Source organism: Arthrobacter sp. TJ-238 (genome assembly GCF_058269215.1).
This window is the reverse complement of sequence record NZ_JBZCNH010000001.1, coordinates 143751-161134: the sequence shown is the minus strand read 5'-3', so window position 1 is coordinate 161134 and position 17384 is coordinate 143751. Positions and strand designations below refer to the sequence as shown.

6 protein-coding genes are annotated in these 17384 nt (G+C 70.7%); 2 read left to right on the top strand and 4 right to left on the bottom strand.

The window, feature by feature from the left end; genetic code table 11:
- Window positions 1–9: 9 nt before the first annotated feature.
- From AC4D2O_RS00750 to AC4D2O_RS00735, 4 genes are all read right to left on the bottom strand, one after another.
- On the bottom strand, window positions 10–1989 hold the full coding sequence (locus AC4D2O_RS00750) for a serine/threonine-protein kinase (RefSeq protein WP_490904589.1): 1980 nt from the start codon (window positions 1987–1989) through the stop codon (window positions 10–12).
- Between the two features lie 87 nt (window positions 1990–2076).
- The gene (locus tag AC4D2O_RS00745; RefSeq protein ID WP_490904587.1) at window positions 2077–6375 is read right to left on the bottom strand and encodes a type VII secretion EssC family protein; all 4299 of its coding nucleotides are present in this window, start codon (window positions 6373–6375) and stop codon (window positions 2077–2079) included.
- 61 nt (window positions 6376–6436) lie between these two features.
- Window positions 6437–7783, bottom strand: a complete 1347-nt coding sequence (locus AC4D2O_RS00740) for a hypothetical protein (protein WP_490904585.1) — start codon at window positions 7781–7783, stop codon at window positions 6437–6439.
- Complete coding sequence (locus AC4D2O_RS00735) at window positions 7780–10866, bottom strand: hypothetical protein (RefSeq protein ID WP_490904583.1); 3087 nt, start codon at window positions 10864–10866, stop codon at window positions 7780–7782. The genes AC4D2O_RS00740 and AC4D2O_RS00735 overlap by 4 nt, the downstream gene beginning before the upstream one ends.
- Before the next feature lie 218 nt (window positions 10867–11084).
- Here AC4D2O_RS00735 and AC4D2O_RS00730 point away from each other — a divergent pair, with 218 nt between their 5' ends.
- Window positions 11085–11366, top strand: coding sequence for a pyrophosphorylase (locus tag AC4D2O_RS00730; protein ID WP_490904581.1), 282 nt, complete (start codon window positions 11085–11087; stop codon window positions 11364–11366).
- A gap of 293 nt (window positions 11367–11659) precedes the next feature.
- Complete coding sequence (locus AC4D2O_RS00725; protein ID WP_490904580.1) at window positions 11660–17371, top strand: DUF6531 domain-containing protein; 5712 nt, start codon at window positions 11660–11662, stop codon at window positions 17369–17371.
- The last annotated feature ends 13 nt before the right edge of the window (window positions 17372–17384 follow it).

The window sequence follows — 17384 nt, the reverse complement described above, 5'->3', positions numbered from 1 at the left end:
CGGCCGGGTTCAGCCGTCCGCGTCCTCGCGGGACGTGATGCCGAAGCTCGGGGACTGCAGCTCGGTGAAGTTGCCGACGGTGGCGCGCACCGTGCACCCCGGCGTGATCTGCAGTGCCGTGACGGTGAGCCCCGAACTGTCGACGGCGAGCGCCCCGCCGCAGCCGTCGGAGAACCGCACCCCGTCCTCGCCGCCTGCAACCGCGGCGAACATCTGCGACGGCTTGCCCGACGCCGGACTGACGTAGAGCGGGTTCAATTCGTCCGGGCCACCGGCCCACACGGGGATGAGCGTGATCTTCAGAGGGCTCGGCGTCACGACGCGCGCCGGGGTGCGGACATCCACGCCGGTCAGACGCTGAACGGGGTAGGCGGTGCCTGTGACGGCCGGGTCCTGCGTCGCGGCCGACGTCGCCTCGGACGCGCCGCGCACCCATGCATCGAGCGCCTGCTGGTCGGTGGGTTGCGCCGATACCGAGGCGGTCACTTGAACAGACCCTCCCGCCGGGACCTGCAGGTCCGACAGCGTCCAGCCGCATGCGACGTCGAGCCCGGTGATGGAAGCCTGGTTGCGCTTCGCGGGGGCACCCTCCCAGGTGACGGCTGGACACGCCTCACCCTCGGCCATCCCGGGGACCACCTCGAGGAACTCCCCGGAAAGCGGCGCCTTCTGTGCTGCATAGGTGAGCGTCAGCCGGATCCGGCCGGAGGAGGGCTCGTAGGAGGCGGCCCGCGTGATCGTCAGGCCGGTGGGCAGGGCGGTGTCCTGCCCCTGGGCCGACAGCGGCTCGCCGGCGCCGGCGGACACCGCCGGCTGCTCGGCAGGACTGAGGACCACGAATCCGACGACCATCCCCACGAGGAGGAGCACCGCGCTTCCCGCGAGGAGGAGGGCCTTGCGTGTGCGCCAGAACGGGGGCGCGAGCGCGGGTTCGAGCCGGGTCTCGGCCACCGGCCGCACCTCGCGGCGCGGCATCGGACGGGCGATGGTCGCGTTGCCCGCGTCCCCGAGCCGCGGGACCTCCGTGTCGTCGGTGGGCGGGGCGGCTGCCAGGGCTGCCAGGTCCGCGTCCGTGAAGGCGCCCCGGACCACCGTGGCGGGGCGTTCGACGTCGTCGAAGTCCGCCGGGGCTTCCCCGCGCGCGAGGGGCGCGCTCGCAGCGACGCGAAGCGCGAGGCGTCGGAGCGTAGCTGCCGCCTCGGGGGCGGTGGGGCGCTCCGCGGCGTCCTTGGACAGGAGCCCGGCCAGGACGTCCCAGAGGGCGTCGTCCACGGGGATCCGCGGCGGATGAGCGGAGACATGGCGGTAGGCGACGCTGAAATCCGTCCCCGGGCCGGCGAAGGGGGTGCGTCCGGCGAGCAGCTCGTAGAGCAGGACCCCCGTGGAGTAGACATCACCCGCAGGGCCCGAGCGGCCCTGGCTGATGAGTTCGGGCGGCATGTACTGCGGAGTGCCGATGAGGCCCGTCGTCTGGCGGACCCTCTCGCCCACGACGTCGGAGATGCCGAAGTCGGAGACCCGCACGTCACCCGGGGTCCATCCGGTCCAGGGCCGGGCGAGGAGCACGTTGTCCGGCTTGATGTCGCGGTGCGTCACGCCTCGGGAGTGGGCGAACGCCAGCGCGTCGAGCACCTCGGCGGTGAGGCCCAGCGCGTCTGCGGGCCGCAGCGTGCCGGCCTCCCGCACGACGTCCCGCAGTGACCCGCCGGCGACGTAGTCCATGACGATGGCCAGCCGCGCACCCTCCACCACCATGTCGCGCACCGTGACGATGGAGGAGTCCTGCAGCCCGAGCAGCACGGACCGCTCACGGACGAACCGCTCCACCAGCGAGGGATCATCGGCGTGTTCGGGGCGCAGCACCTTCGCGGCGAGGACCCGGTCGTCGCTCGCGGTGACGGTCCACACCTCACCGACGGCACCGGAGCCGACCCGTTCACCGAAGCGGTAGGACGCGCCGAGCGCCTGACCCGTCTGTGCGAGTTGCATTCCGTTCCCTCCACCTCTCTCCGACGCCGTCGGTCTGGTCTGCCGGGCGCTCCCGCGTGTCGGGGCCCCTGTCATCGTCGGTTCCGGTCAGCCTGCGGGACTGATCGACTGGATGAGCGCTACCTGCCCGCCCACGCCGAGGTAGCCGCGTCCTGCGGTCATCGCCACCGGCGCCTTCCGGGGCAGCGCCGCACCCAGCAGCTCGCCGTCGTAGTCCACGTCCGGTTGCAGCAGCACGCCGAGGCGTGACTTGCGAACCGCCTTGGTCCAGTGTCCGTACAGTCCGCGGAGATCCGCGGCCCGGCCGGCCGCGATGACGCACAGCCCCGACTTCCCGGAGGCCACGATGCCCACGATGGACTGGTCGGGGTCCTCGAAGCGCTCCGCGTCGTCGATCAGGAGGAACACCGGGCCGCGCTCGAGCCGCAGGGACGCCAGCAGGGCCGGGACCTCGTCCGCGCCGACGGCCGTGCGGTCGAGGGCGGCGGAGGCCAGGGGTGAGCGGCGGTCGCAGATGCCCCAGACCTGGGCTGGTCCCTGGGGTGTGGCTGCTCCCCGCAGGGCCGCGGCGAGTGCCATGAGCAGTGTGGACTTCCCTGATCGGGCGGGCCCGGTGATGAGCGCATGCTCACCCTCGTAGATCTCCAGGAACGCGGGGGAGAGGTCCGACTCCTGGAGCCCGATCGGGATGCGCCACGGCTCGGCGTCCAGCTGCGGTTCCACCCCCAGGTCCTGCAGGGTGACGTCCGCGGGCAGGCGCCGGATCGCCCGGGACTTCGCGGGGGCGTCGGCCCAGTTCTGCCGTACCCGGTCCACCGCGGCCGCGACACCGATGCGGGGCGTGGCCACATGCATCTGGAGCGCGGTGCGGGGGTCCACGCAGCGGCCCGGGAGCGCGGCCGGGATCTGCTTGCCCCGGACGCCGAGGGAGGAATAGTCGTAGGTGTCCGCCAGCCGGAACAGCCATCGCTGGAGGGTCACCTCGTTCATGGCCGAGGGCACGGCCTTGGCGCGTGTGGTGGAGACCGCGAAGGAGAGCCTGAGCGCCGGGCCGTCGGCGTACGCACGGTACAGCAGGTCCAGCAGCTGCTGTCCCTCGTAGTCCTGCAGCTCATCCCGCAGGGAGGCCAGGCCGTCCAGCAGAACCACCGTGCGGCGGTGCGTGCCCGGCTCCGCGCGGCGCCGTTCCAGCTCGCCGTGCAGGTGCCGCAGGAAGCGGGCCTGCTGCTCCTTGGCGCCGGCCCCGGATCCCACGTAGGCGACGGTGTGCGGCAGCCCTTCCAGGGCCTCGAGGGCCCGCGAGCCCAGGTCGAGGACCATCAGGTCGAGGTCGGCCGGATCCGTGTCCCGGGCGAGGGACAGCGCGATGGACGCCAGCGCGGTCGTCGTGCCGGAACCGGCCACGCCCATCAGCATCAGGTTGCCCGCAGACAGGTCCCAGCCTGCCGCGGACTGGCGCTGCAGCTCCGGCTCGTCCATGAGCGTCACCAGCACGGAGGAGCCCCGCACGCCGCCCACTCTCGGCAGGTGGAGGGGGCCCGGCTCGGCCGAGCCGTCGTCGTCCCCCTCGGGGAGGAACCCGTTCAGCTCCACGCGCTCGCCGAGGGCCTCGGGCCAGACCTGCCGCGGCGGCGCGTAGCCGGCGTCGGCGTTGGCCCCGACCACGGCATCGATGAGGAGGTCGAGGTCGTTCTCGTCCGACGTCGCGGCTGCCGACGGCGCTTTCGGAGCCACAGGGACGCCGAATCGGCGCACCTCGCGGACATCCACCGCCGCGCCCCCGCCGGCCTGCGCGCGTCCGGTGACGAGCGCCGTCTGCACGGGCGTGATCTCGTCCTGGCCCAGCTTCACGAAGGCCCGGCCCATCTGGGCCCGGCCGATCGCCGAGGCCGCCGGGACACCGATGACGTTGCTGGAGTCCTCGCGGCTCTGCACCCGCAGCGCCACCCGGAGGTTGGTGTTCGCGAGGATGTCCTCGCTGACGACGCCGGCGGGGCGTTGCGTGGCCAGGATCATGTGCACGCCCAGGGTCCGGCCCACAGCCCCTACGCTGACGAGCGCCTTCAGCACGTCCGGGAAGTCCTTGGCCAGCATGGCGAACTCGTCGATCACGAGGAGCAGCCTCGGCATGGGTTCGGCAGGGTTGGTGGCGAGGTAGGCGTTCAGGTTGTCGATGCCCTCGCCGGCCGCCGCGAAGACCCTCTGGCGGCGCTCCATCTCCGCCTCGAGGGCCAGGAGGGCGCGGTCGGCCAGTTGCTCGTCCAGGTTCGAGATGGTGCCGATGGTGTGCGGAAGGCGTTCGCAGGCCTTGAAGGCTGCCCCGCCCTTGAAGTCGACGAGGATGAAGTTCAGGCGGGTGGGATCATTGCGCGCCGCGAGGCCTGCCACGAGCGAGCGCAGGAACTCGGACTTGCCGGAGCCTGTGGTGCCGCCCACCAGGCCGTGCGGGCCGTCCTTGACGAGGTCCAGCGTCAGGGTCCCGTTCTCGTCGGTGCCGATCGGCGTCGACACCCCCGGGGAGGCTTCCCACATGCGGCGGATGGTGGCCGGGTCCGGGCGTTCGTAGCCCAGGAGCCGGGGCAACCGCACGAGTGCGGGGAGCGAGGCGCCGGGCACACTCAGTTCCGGGTCGTCGAAGCGCGCCAGGCGCATGGCGCAGCGCAGGGCTTCCTCCTCGTCGAGACCCGCGAGGATGACGTCATCCACGCGGACCAGGTCCTCCGGTTGCTCCACGGTGGCCGCTGCGTCCGCCCCCACCCTGATGATGGTGGTGCAGGCCGCCGGCAGTTGCTCCTCGGAGGTGGCGATGACGATACCCGCCACCCGGGACGTGCGCTGGTGCGCCATCAGGGAGGCGCCGGGCACGGAGCGGCCCATGCCGAGCAGCGCGCGCGCCGGGGCGTCCCGGCCCTCGGTGAGGACTTCGGAGTCCAGGACCACCATCAGGGCCGGCGTGGGCAGTTCCGTGACCGTGTCCTTGAGCGAGCGGAGCATGGCGAGACTCGTCTCACGGTGATCGGACATCCACCGCTGGCCCGTGCTGCTGCCGGCCTGGCGGGTGTGCGGGAGCCAGGAAGCCCACTCCCACTCGTCGGCGCGTCCGGCGTCGCAGAAGACGCCGACGGTCAGGTCCGCGGGTCCCACGTGCACCGCGGCCTGGGCGAGAAGGGACCGTGCGAGCGCCAGGGTCCCTTCCCGCGGTCCCACCATGCCCACCACGCCGGCGTCGGTCAGGTCCACCAGCACGGGTGCGGCCAGCAGGCGCGCGGCCGTGAGGGAGTCCTTGACCTTCTCGTGCATGCGAGGGCCGCCCGACCGCTCCACCGGGGGCTTCCACGGGACGTCCCCTGTTCCGGCGTGCAGGGCCAGGAAGTCGTCGGCGTCGGCGCGGCGCTGCCACAGGGAGGTGGCGGGGAGGGCCGCGCGCCGCACGACGGTCGCGGGGTCGGGGATCAGCCGGTGGCGCAGGGCGGTCTCGGTCTCCGCTGCCGCACGGATCTGCTGCTCGAACTCCTCGATCGCTCCGGTGAAGCGGGCGTCCTCGTCCTTGAGGCCGCGGGCGTGACGGCGTTTCTGTTCGAACCACATGCCCACGGCCATGACCGGGCTGAGCATGGCGAACATCGCGAAGCGGAGGTCCCGCAGGATGAGGACCATGGCCACGGCCATCACGAGGGGCGCGAGCACGCTGATGTAGCTGAACTTGCCCGCGGGTGGGACGTCCTTGGGGCTCGGGGGGATGAGCGCGTCGGCCGCCGGAGCCTGACCCGGACGGGGTGGCCGGTTGAAGGGCGCCGTCGCCGCAGGCGTCAGGTTGTGCAGGCTGCCCGGTGCGGGAGCCGGGGTCTCGTCGAGGAACCGGCGCAGCAGGAGCACTGTCCCACCCGCCGTGATCGTGGCGATCTCGGTGACGAGGACGCCGTCGTCCCCCACAGGCTCCCCATCCACGAGGGTGCCGTTCGTGGAGCCGCTGTCCAGGACCCGCACGCCGTCGTCCTCCCGGCGAAGGCGGCAGTGCTCCCAGGACGCGCTCTCGGCGGGCAGGGTGAGATCGGCGTGCGGTGACCGGCCGATGAGCATCTCGCGACTGCGAGGGATGTCGATCACCGTGCCTGTGTGCTGGCCGCCGGCGAGTGTCACGCTCCAGTCGCGGACGCGCAGGGGAGCCGGCCACGGCGCCCGGGCGATGCGGCTGCCCTCCAGGAGGACGAGCTCCGAGACGGGGGTGGACCCGCGGACCTCGGTCTCGTCCACGAACACGGACCCGTCGGGCGCGAGGCGAGGCCCGCCGGCGATCTCCACCAGGTCCGCCAGCGTGGTGGCCGGTGCGGCGTGCGCCACCTCGCACTCGAAGCGACGCTCGTCCAGATCGATCAGCACACGCACGGTGGCGTTCCTTCTGTCGTGGAGTGGGCCCGTCCACGGAGGGTGGGCCGGGGAGGTTCGGTCAGGGGCTGGGCGTGAGGGCCGGCGCCGGCACCCAGACGAGGCGTGGGGCGTTCTCGTCCGCCGGGCGCAGGCCCAGGTCCTGGGGGGACGCGTAGACCGGCACGGCCTTGGCGGTGAGCGCCTCGGGGCGAGAGAAGTCCAGCGGCGGCCCGGCGAGCCCCTCGCCGGGGCCCAGCGAGACGGAGCGTAGCGCCTCGCCGACCTCCGACGAGTCGCCGCTGCCGGCCAGGGCGGCCGCCCGCACCAGGGCGACGACGGCGTCGTGGCTGGCCGCGTCAGCTGCCCAGGCATCGGCCGAGAAGGGGGCGTCACCGGTCAGGTTCTTGATGTCGGTGTCGCCCGCGGCCAGGCGCACGGCGGACAGGAAGGCGGACATCCCGCGCCCCTGGGCGTCCTGCTGCAGGGCGGTGCTGTCGCCGGCGGACGGTGCGATGCCGACCAGCTGCCCCGAGGCGGTCCCGTCGAGATCGGAGAGCGCGGAGGCGAAGTCCGGGGCGGTCGCGCCGTCGGGCAGGATGAGGGGTACGGAGACGTCACGGGACTGCAGGGCCTGAACCAGACGGGCCAACCGCTGCGGAGTGGCGGCGGAGACGACCACGGCGTCCGCCAGACCAGCGACGCCGGTGGACCCGCCGCCTGCGGGGGCGTCCGGCGCGCGCTGCTGGTTGCCGGTGAGGATGGCGGCCTCCTGCGCCAGGCCCGTCACGTCGTCGAAGTCCTGGAGGTCGAGGGTCTGCGCAACCGGTACATCCGCGGACGTCGTGCCGCCGTCATTGACGAGCAGCACACTGGTCCTGCCGTTCACCGCTGTCCGGAGGGCCACCTCGACGGAGGTGCTGGACGGCACCGTGGTCCAGAGGGACGGCGCGGCCTCCGACGGCTGCGCGTACGGCAGGATCGTCGGGAGGCCGAGCTCCGCTGCGGCCCGGGCCGCTGCCTGGGCTTGAGGGCCGGCGCTCGCCACGACGACACCGGACACGCCCTGCTCGGCGAGTGCCTGGACGGCAGCGCGTGCGCCGTCCTCCGTGCCGCGGTCGTTCTGGGTGGACAGGGCGACGGCGGCGCCTCCCTGGAGGAAGCGCTGGGCGGCGACGACCGCGCCCTGGGCGGCCCGGTTGTACTCGGAGCCGGGCTCGCCGGATTGGCCGTACGTCAGGACGACGCCGATGGTCACGTCCTCGGGCAGGCCCTCGGCCTGCAGTGCCACGGGAACCGTTGCGGCCACCGGGTCGGGCCGGATGGCCTCCGCGGGGCGGTTCAGCATCACGGTCAAGGCGATCACGGCCGCGACGACGACGACCGCCGCGGCGACGAGCAGCGTCATGAGCCTGGTGCGCGAGCTCATATGCCGGCACCGATGGTCAGGGTGTAGAGGGTCTGCGAGGTCGCGCCCTCCGGCACCTCGAGGTGGAAGGGCGGCAGTTCCTCGACGGCGGCGAGGGAAGCCTTGAACTGTGCCTGGCGCAGCAGCAGCCCGTTCACATCCCGTGAGCGGATGTTGGTGTACCCCTCGGCATTCTGGGAGGCGAGGGCCAGCTGGAAGTCGGCGGTATCGGCCTTGGCTGCGCTGGTGGCCATGGAACCGAGGAGGCCGGAACCGTTCACCGTGCGGTCGCCGAGGTCGAGCATCACGTTGTTCAGGCTCGAGGCCAGCAGGGCACCGGCGCCGTCTACGTCGCGGCTCGAGCCGGACGTGCTGGAGGCGATGTTCACGAGCGAGGCCTGCGTGCTCCTGTCCAGGCCCTCGGCCAGGACGTCGCCCCGCTGGTTCAGTTCGTTCCGCTGCTTGTCCACCGTCCCTCCGGCGTCGGTCACCACCTGGTCCGACGTCGACTTCAACCCGGAGATGGAGCGGTCGAAGGCGGTGATCACGGACGCGGAGCCCGCGTCGCCGATGTCGGCGACCTCGCGCACCTGGTCATCCACGGCCTTGTAGATCTCGGTGGCGGTCTCGATTGAGACCTCACCGAGGGACCTCATGATCCTGTCCCCGAGTCCTTCCTGCTGCTTCCGCAGCTCCTCGAGCGTCGTCCCGATGTCATCGGAGGGCCCGATCGCCTTCCCGAGCGAGTCCTTCAGGTTCTCGAGCTCGGACTGGGTGCTGGTGGTGTTCTTCGTAGCGGCGGTGTCGAGCACCGCGACGGCCTCGTCGACCGCGTCCAGCGCGGCGTCGGTGTCGTCGATCGTGGTGTCCAGGGCGTCGAATGCCTGGGCGATCTGCTGATCGGGGTCCGTGGTGTCGACGGCGGCGAGGACCGAGTCCCAGGCTGTCGCCTGATCGCGGAGCCGCACGTCCAGCGGATCCTGGAAGCCGACCGGCTGGAGCAGGTCCCGCGGAGGGATCACAGTGACCTGCATGACCCTGTCCATTGCGGGGACCGCGGCAGCTTCACCCGTGATCGGCTCGTCCGTCGCGGAGTCGTCCGTCGCGGAGTCGTCCGGCGCGGGGGAGGTGGGCACGGATACGTCCGGCACGGAGTCCGTGGGCGTGGGCGTGGGCGTGGGTGCGGGGTCGCCCGGCGCGGTTTCGGTGGGTCCGGGCGTAGGGGCGGTCCCGGTGGGCGTCGGGGTCGGCAGGGTGGGATCGGGTGCGGGTTCGGTCGGTGCGCACGGCGTGGCCGTCAGGTAGGAGCGCAGCTGGTCTGCGTCCCTGGTGGACATCCGGCCCTTTTCAGCCAGTTCACACAGCTCATCGGCGAGCCGCTGGCTCTGCTGCATCATCGACCCGTCCAGGAGCGAGCCCTCACCCAACTCGCTCCTCGCGGCCGTCGCGGTGTCGCCGATGGCGGTCAGCCTGTCCCGGAGTCCGTCGATGCTGTCACGGGCAGCCTGGGACGCGTCGCGGGTCGCGGTGACGGAGTCACGGGCGGACGCGATCGCGTCCTTCACATCGGCGAGGGCCAACATGTAGTCGTCGTCGGCCGCCGCGCTCTCGAGCAGCGTATCGAGGTCGATGCGCACCTGCTCCAGTGCATCCCTGGAAGCTTCCTGATTCTTGATCGCCAGTGGGAGCGACTTCAAGTCCAGGCTTTCCACGAGCTCGTCGCCTTCCGCCACCAGGCCCAGCAGTGCCGCGGTGACGGTCACTGCGGAGCCGCGGAGGGAACACGTCACCGAGCCCTGCGCGGCGCATTCCTCCGGCGTCGGGTTCTCGGGCCCCACGGTGATCCTGAGGGAGTCGGCGACGGAGTCCCGGCAGTCAGCACTGACCTTCGCGTAGGCGTCGAGCTGCGCCGCCATGGTCAGGATGCTGGAGTACACCGTGGCGGTCTGCCCGGGCCTGGGCACCTCGGCGGTACAGCCGTCCCCGTTGATCGGGATTGTCGTGGGTGCGGCCGAAGTATCGCCCAGCATGGAGTCCACGGCGGACACCGTCTGCTGCAGCTGGGACATGGTGGTGGACTGCGTCGTGCTCGTCGCGGCTGTCAGATCCGCACCGAGGACCTGCAACTGGTCCTCCAGGTCCTGCATCGTCCGGGCCAGGGCCTGGGAGTGGTCGCGTAATTCACCGGCAGTCTCGACACCCAGGGTCTCGGAGGTCGTCTCCAGGTTCTGCCGGACGTCCGTGATGGTGGCTCCTGCCCTGGTCAGCACGATGTTGACATCGGCGACGAGGGCGATGGTGCGGCGTTGCAGGTCGAGTTCGGACCCGCTGCCAGAGGAGAAGGCGCCGGCGACCACGCCGTCCGCGGTGAGGTCGGTGTTGAGGCCCGGCTGCACCGCCAGATCGAATGCGGGAACCTGGAAATCCTCGACGTCGGCCACGAGGCGCAGCGTGGTGCTGGCTCCGGAGCGGGGCGGGGCCAGCACCGTGGCCCACTGCACGACGGCGGCGCCGTCCTCGGTGCTGCTCAATACGCCGTTGGTGCCGGCCGTCCCGTCGGCGGAACCCGGGGTGACGTCGTCAGCCCGTACGCCCTCGAGCGTCGTCGAGGCGGCGATCGTCAGAGGTGCACCCACCAGGGCGGTGTCGGAGCGGGTCTGGCCCGCGGCGTCGTACTCGATGGTCCGAGGTTTCACGGTGAGGTTCTCGAGTGTCAGGTCGATCTCGACCGGTCCGGTGTGGCCCTGCAGCTCGGCGAGGTCGGAACCGGACTTCCCACCGGCCCGGTACTGCAGGCTCACCCGAACCGGCAGCTCGCCCACTGTGTCGGCAGTGCTGTACTCCGTGTTCTCCGTGGAGGACTCACCGGTCGCGGCCACCGAGATGGTGGCTCCTTCGATCGTCTCGATCCCGGCGGCGGGAGAGAGGCCCACGCGGACGTGCTGCAGGAGCTTGACGGGGTCGGATACCGGCTCCGGCTCGGGAGTGGGCGTGCAGGACGTCGTCGCGATCAGTCCCGCGGCGATGAGGACAGCACCCAGCCCTCTTTTGGGCGCTATGCCGCCTCTGAAGTTGTGCTGGTGCGTGCGAGACCGTGCGGCCATGATCGTCCCCAATTCCGTTCGATGCCTTGAGCATCATACTCACGCGCAAACACATTCTTCGTCCGGCGCTCCTACGGGATTGTTTCGGGTATTCCGAGGTGGGCTTTGCATTGGTAGTGGCTTTTACCAACAGGTGTTGGTAGCGTCGCGTGCGTCCGCTCGCTGGTGATTCTCTTATCCGGCATTGAAGCGGTGGTCTCTTGGGGAGGATGTTTTTCATGTCGCGTGTGTTGTCTACCGAGCAAGCGAAGGCTGCTATCGGTCAGGTCCAGTCGATCATCAATGGTGGTTTCACGGATCAGATCTCGGCGCTGGATGCGCAGGGCAAGATCCTGTCGGATCCGAATATCTGGGACGGGCCGTTGGCCTCGCAGTTCCGCGGTTCGACGTGGCCGGAGACGAAGGCCGCTTTGGACAAGGCCCGCCAGGAGCTCGAGGAGCTGCGGACGCAGCTGCAGAAGATCTCCCAGGACATCTTCTCCGCCGGCGGCGGCGCCTGAGCACGAGCCTTTCGCGGTGACTTCCGGCTGACCGCGCCACTCGTTGGAGTGGCCCGGTCAGCCGGACCGTCACGGAAACGGTGGTTCCCCCGGTCAGGGTTTCCCCTGGGCGGGGTTTCTCAGGTTTTCTTCCCGGTGCGTGGTGTTGTCCGCGCCGGTGCTGCTTTTCCTGGTCTCTTTTCCTGTAGGTCCTTTTTCTTTCTGTCTGTCCCGTGCGGGTCTCTGCCCGGCGGGTTCGATGATTTTTCCTGTTGTTTTTCTTGCTGTTGTTCTTTGCCTGGGGGGCGTTGGTCGTGACCGATTTCGTGGAGATGCCGTTGTTGCCGGAATCGGATGCCTCCCATGGTGGGCGGTTCGATTACTCCGTGGCGGGAACGGTGCGGCGGGCGTTCGAGTCGGCGGCGTCCCGGTTGGAGAACCAGGCGGGGACGCGGGCCTCCTATGTCACGGCGGCGAAAGAGGATTTCAAGGGCCGGTTCTCGGAGATCTTCCAGGCCAACGCCACGACCGCGGCCGGTGACGCGACCGCGTTGGCTGCGGCGTTGCGGACGGTGGCCGGGTATGTGGGGCAGATGATCGACGCCGGGCACGAGGAGGACGCCCGGCGTCGGGCGAACAACGAGTGGGTGCGTGAGCACAACGACCGGAACCTGATCGAGAAGGGCTGGGACTTCTTCGCGGGTGAGGGGGACCGGCCGAACATGGACCCGGGGGCGGCTCCGTCGTTCGCGCCTGCGTCGGCGTCCACGGGATCCCGGCAGACACCTGCACCCGGTGGCGGCGGGTACGGGGGTGGAACGTCCTCGGCCCGGCCGGAGCGCCTGCGCTCCTTCGCCACCAATGCCCGTGGCCTGGACGAGGGTCTGTCATCGGCCCCGGGCGCCCTGTCCGGGCACCTGTCCTCCTTCGCGTCGAGTTGCTCATGGGGGTCCCTGGAGGCCTCCGGGGTGATCAGCGCGTACCGCGAGTATCTGCGGGCGAATGAGAACGACGCGGTGTGGGCGGTCACTGTTGCTGACGCGTTCGCCGCAGCCGGTGGCGAGGGTGCCGTTTCGACGGTGTCGGATGCTGCGTTGAACGAGGCGCTGGCCGCGGCCGGGGTCAGCGCGTCCCGGTCCGCGCTGAGCATTGACCCGCCGACGGCGGCCGGGGCGATGCCGACCAGCGGGTACGCGAATGATCCGGTGAACACCGCGACAGGGAACTTCATCGAACCCGAAACCGACCTCGGCTTCACCGGTCCGGCCTCGAACCTGGTGCTCTCGCGGATGTACAACTCGCTGGGTTCGGGTCTGGGCACCCCGGGGGTGTTCGGTCCGGGCTGGGCCTCGATCCTGGACCAGCATGTGTCCCTGTCGGACGAGGGCGCCCGCTGGGTGCTCGCCGACGGCCGCGCCGTCGACTTCCCCCGCGAGGGCACCGGGTGGGGCCGGGCCGTGGGGGAGAACTACTGGCTCACCCGCGAACCCGCCATGGGCTTGTCTGACCTGGACTCTGTGCCCGAGGCCACGAAGGGTTCTTCCGAGCTCCTGGTGGTCCGCAACAATCAAGGTGGCTGGTGGGCCTACTCCCTCGCAGGGGTATGGCTGGGCGCCGGGTCCGGACCGGGCCGCACCATTTCCGTCCACCGCGGCACCCCGACGCTGACGTTCGACGGCGAGACCGGGCTGATCAGCCGACTCTCCCATGGGCGGGGGCGTTTCCTGGACGTCGAGTACGTAGCCGGGCGTGTGGCGGTGGTGCGGTCCTCAGACGGGCGTCGGGTGGAGTACGGGTACGACGACGCCGGCCGGCTGGTGGCTGTGACCACGGAGACGGGGACCCGGTCGTACCGGTGGAACGAGCAGGGCCTGATCGCCGCCGTGGTCTCCGCCGCGGGGGTCCTCGAGGCAGAAAACACGTACGACGAGCAGGGCCGGGTCGTCCTGCAGGTTACGCAGCACGGGAGACGGGTCCGGTTCGCGTACCTGCCGGGCCGGGTCACGGTCGTGTCCGACGAGGACGGCACCCGGTCCAACTCCTGGGTCGCGGACGCCAAGGGCCGCCTGGTCGGGGTCCTGGATTCGGAGGACCGACGCCAGTCCATGGCCTACGACAAGCACGGCAACCTCGTGTCCTTCACCGAGCGCGACGGCTCCGTCACGGTCCATGCCTACGACGAGCGTGGCCGGCGGATTCGGACGGTGGCGCCGGAGGGCGCGGACCTGACGTACGGGTGGGACGAGCACGACCGCCTGACCACCCTGGTCACCGCCACCGGGTCCGTGGTCAGCTACGACTACGCCGACGATGTCACCCAGGACCCGTCGGTGGTGCGCGACGCCCTGGGTGGGCGGACGGTGCTGGACTGGGATAACGGGCAGCTGGTCCGGGTCACGGACCCGGCCGGCGTGAGCGTTGGCTTCGAGTACGACGGGTTCGGGGACCTGGTCGCCACCCGCAACGCGGTCGGCGACACTGCGAGGATTGTCCGGGACCAGGCGGGCCGCCCGGTCGCGGCTGTCAGCCCGTCCGGGGCCGAGACCCGGTTCGGTTATGGCGCCAGGGGTTTGCTGGTCCGCCGTGAGGACCCGGATGGGGCGGTGTGGTTGTTCGAGCACGACCCGGCGGGGCGTCCGACGGCGTCGGTTGCCCCGGACGGGGGACGGACCCAGATGGAATATGCCGCCAACGGTGAGCTGGTCCGCACCATCGACCCGCTGGGACGCAGCATAGAGCGGGTGGTCGATGAGCTCGGGAACGTGACCGCGGCGGTGCTGCCCGACGGCGCGTCCTGGGGGTTCTCCCATGACGCGATGTCGCGGCTGGTCGGGATCACGGATCCGGCCGGGCACGACTGGGTGCGCGAGTACGACAAGGTGGGTGCGCTGACCGCGGTCGTGGATCCGACCGGGGTCCGCACCGACACCGCCACCGACCGGAGGAACGGGACGGCGACGATCACCGACGCCTTCGCCACGGCCACCTACACCTTTGATCAGTACGGGCGGCCCACGAAGGTGAGCGGCGCGGACGGCGCCGCGGAGCTCATCACGTACGACGCGGCTGGGAACCCGGTGGAACTCCTCGACGGGGAGGGCGGGCTGACCGTCCTGGGAAGGGACACCGCGGGGAAGATCACCTCCATCACCTCGCCCGCCGGCGCGGTGACCCGGTACGAGTACGACGCGTGCGGGCGCCCGTGGAAGACCACCGACCCGACCGGCGCGACCACCGTGCTGGCTTATGACGCCGATCAGCGCGTAGCATCCCGGACCCTGCCCACGGGTGAGGTCGAGACCTTCGGCTACGACGCGTGCGGCAGGTTGATCCTGCGTCGTACCCCGGGCAACGGGACCGCCCGGTACGGGTACGACGCGTGTGGGCGACTGACGTTCTCGCAGGACACCTGGTACGGGACCCGACGGTTCACCTACAACACCGCCGGGGAACTGACCTCCACCACCAACGGGGTCGGCGGGCGGACCCGCTTCGAGTACGACACCCGCGGACGGCTCACCCGGATCACCGACCCCTTGGGCGGGGTGACCACACGGACCTACACGGCCACCGATCAGGTCGATTCGGTGACGGACCCGCTGGGCCGGGTCACGACCGCGACCTACGATCCGGCCGGAAGGCAGCTCTCCCAGACCGACCCCGACGGGCACACCACCACCTGGACCTACGACGCCGCCGGCCAGGAAGCCACCACCAGCGTCGACGGGAAACTCCTGGCCGCGATCGACCGCGATGTCATGAACCGGCGGGTCGTCATCAGTGACCACACCGGCAACGCCGGGGCCGGCGCGGACGCCGACGGGCTGGTCGTGGAGCACGAACTCGCCTTCAACCGGCGCGGGCAGCTCACTTCCCGCACCCGGGGCGGGCAGGGCCTGTCGTGGGCGTACGACGCCGACGGGAACCGGACCTCCTTCACCGACGCCCAGGGCACGACCACCACCTACACCCGGGACGCCGCCGGGCGGATCAGCACCGTCACCAACCCGCACCTGGGCGACGCGGTATTCACCCATGACGCGTCCGGGCGCCTCACCCGCGTCACCGCCGGGGACCTCGTCCAGGAATGGGCCTACCGGGGCGGGAACCTCACCGAACACAGCCGCACCAACAACTCGGACGGTGGCGGCGGCACGGATGTGACGCTGATCGGGCGGGACGACGACGGTCGGATCACCGCCCTGACCCGCGCCGGGACCGTCACCCGCTACGGATACGACAACGCCGGACAGATGATCACCGCCGCCACCACGCTGATCGAAGGCCGGGAGACTCCGGCGCCCGGGCCTCATGCCCCATCGGCAGAGACTTCGGAGTGGCAGTACGACGCCGGCGGACGCCTGATCCGCGAGACCACCCCGGCAGGGTCGCGGATATTCACCTACGACGCCGCAGGACAGCTCCTTACGATCACGAACCCGGACGGGTCACGGGCGGAGTTCGTCCACGACGGCCTGGGCCGGCGCACCCGCCTCATCAGCGCCGACGGGGCCTGGACCGAATACGCCTGGGGCCCCACCGGCCAGCTGAAGAGCACCTGCGAGCGCACACCCGACGGGGACGTCATGTCGCGGCACGAACTGTGGTTCGACGCCCTCGGCGAACTCGCCGGCATCGACGGCACCCGGCTCTGGTGGGACACCGCGAACCCCATCCCCACCCTCACCCACATCACCCCAGCCAGCGACAGGAACGCAGACGCCGAAATTCCTGGTGTCGCTGGTGGTGGTCAGGTGCTGTCCCTGCCCGGCGGTGTGACAGGTATCGCCGACGCCTGGACCGCGTCTGGGTGGCGGGCCGCCCGCCCCACAGACGAGACCGACCCCTGGGCCGTCCTCGGCACCCCCGCCGTCCCCACCCCCGGCGGAATGACAAGCGGGGTCGCCGGTGTCGGTGCCGGGCCGGCCGGTGGGCTCCCGGCGGGTGTCGGCCTGACAGGTCAGGGCGGCGTGGATATCGCGGGCCTGGAATGGCTCGGGGTACGCGCCTACGACCCCACGACACGGGGGTTCCTGTCCACGGACCCGTTGGCCCCGGTCCTGGGGGCGGGCTGGGACGGCAACCCCTACGCGTACGCGGGCAACAACCCACTTAACACCACCGACCCCACCGGACTCCGCCCCCTCACCGACGACGACCTCAAGGCCTACGACGGCTCTGCAGGCGGAGCCGTCGCCGCGATCGAGAAGTGGGCGGACGATAATGCGTACCTCGTCGGCGGCTTAGCCGTCGTGGCTGGCGCAGCATTGATGTTCGTCCCGGGCGGGCAGATCGCCGGCATGGGACTGATCAGTTTCGGCGCCGACGTTGTGATTCAGAAAGCAACCACCGGCCAGGTCAACTGGGCGCAGTCCGCTGCGATGGGAGCTGTCGGACTGCTCGGAGGCGGGGCGTTGACTGCCGGGCGCGCTGCCGCTGCTACTGCGTCATCGGCCTCAAGGCTCGGCAGCTACGTCGCCATCAACGCGGGCGTCAATGGGGCATCGGGTGCCGTTGGTGGCGCTGCGACTCACCTGGTCAAGAACGGAGGCCGGATCGACAATTGGCGGTCCTTCGCCGGATCGGTAGTCGGCGGTACGGTGGGCGGTGCTGTGGGTGGCCTGGCGGGACCTGCTGGCGGAACTCTGGCCCGTGCAGGAGGTTACGGCGCATATACGCTGACTGCCGCAGGCGCCAGGCCCACACTTCAGGCTGCGGCAGCAACGACTGCACTGGGAAGTAGTGGTGCAATCGCGGGAACCGCAACCGACAAGTTCATTTCCGGGGAAGCAATCACCTGGGGTGACGTGGGCTGGGCCGGCGTTACGGGCGGTGCTCTCACCCACGTACCTGGCGGACCCAGCCCATCCAGTACACTCCAGCAAGCGGCACGAACGAACGTCAGTACGTTGTCGGGGCTTGCGAGCGGCGGTCCGAACTCTGTGGCGTTGCTGCGTTCCTCGTTCTATGGAATGACAACGGGATCCGGACTGGATGTTGCTAAATTTGTCGTTGCTGGAAACTGAGATGCGGGGAAAT

What these genes read in the sequence shown, in the direction of transcription:
- AC4D2O_RS00750 (WP_490904589.1), bottom strand. Translation starts at nt 1,989, where the DNA reads ATGCAACTCGCACAGACGGGTCAGGCGCTCGGCGCGTCCTACCGCTTC.
- AC4D2O_RS00740 (WP_490904585.1), bottom strand. Translation starts at nt 7,783, where the DNA reads ATGAGCTCGCGCACCAGGCTCATGACGCTGCTCGTCGCCGCGGCGGTC.
- AC4D2O_RS00735 (WP_490904583.1), bottom strand. Translation starts at nt 10,866, where the DNA reads ATGGCCGCACGGTCTCGCACGCACCAGCACAACTTCAGAGGCGGCATA.
- AC4D2O_RS00730 (WP_490904581.1), top strand. Translation starts at nt 11,085, where the DNA reads ATGTCGCGTGTGTTGTCTACCGAGCAAGCGAAGGCTGCTATCGGTCAG.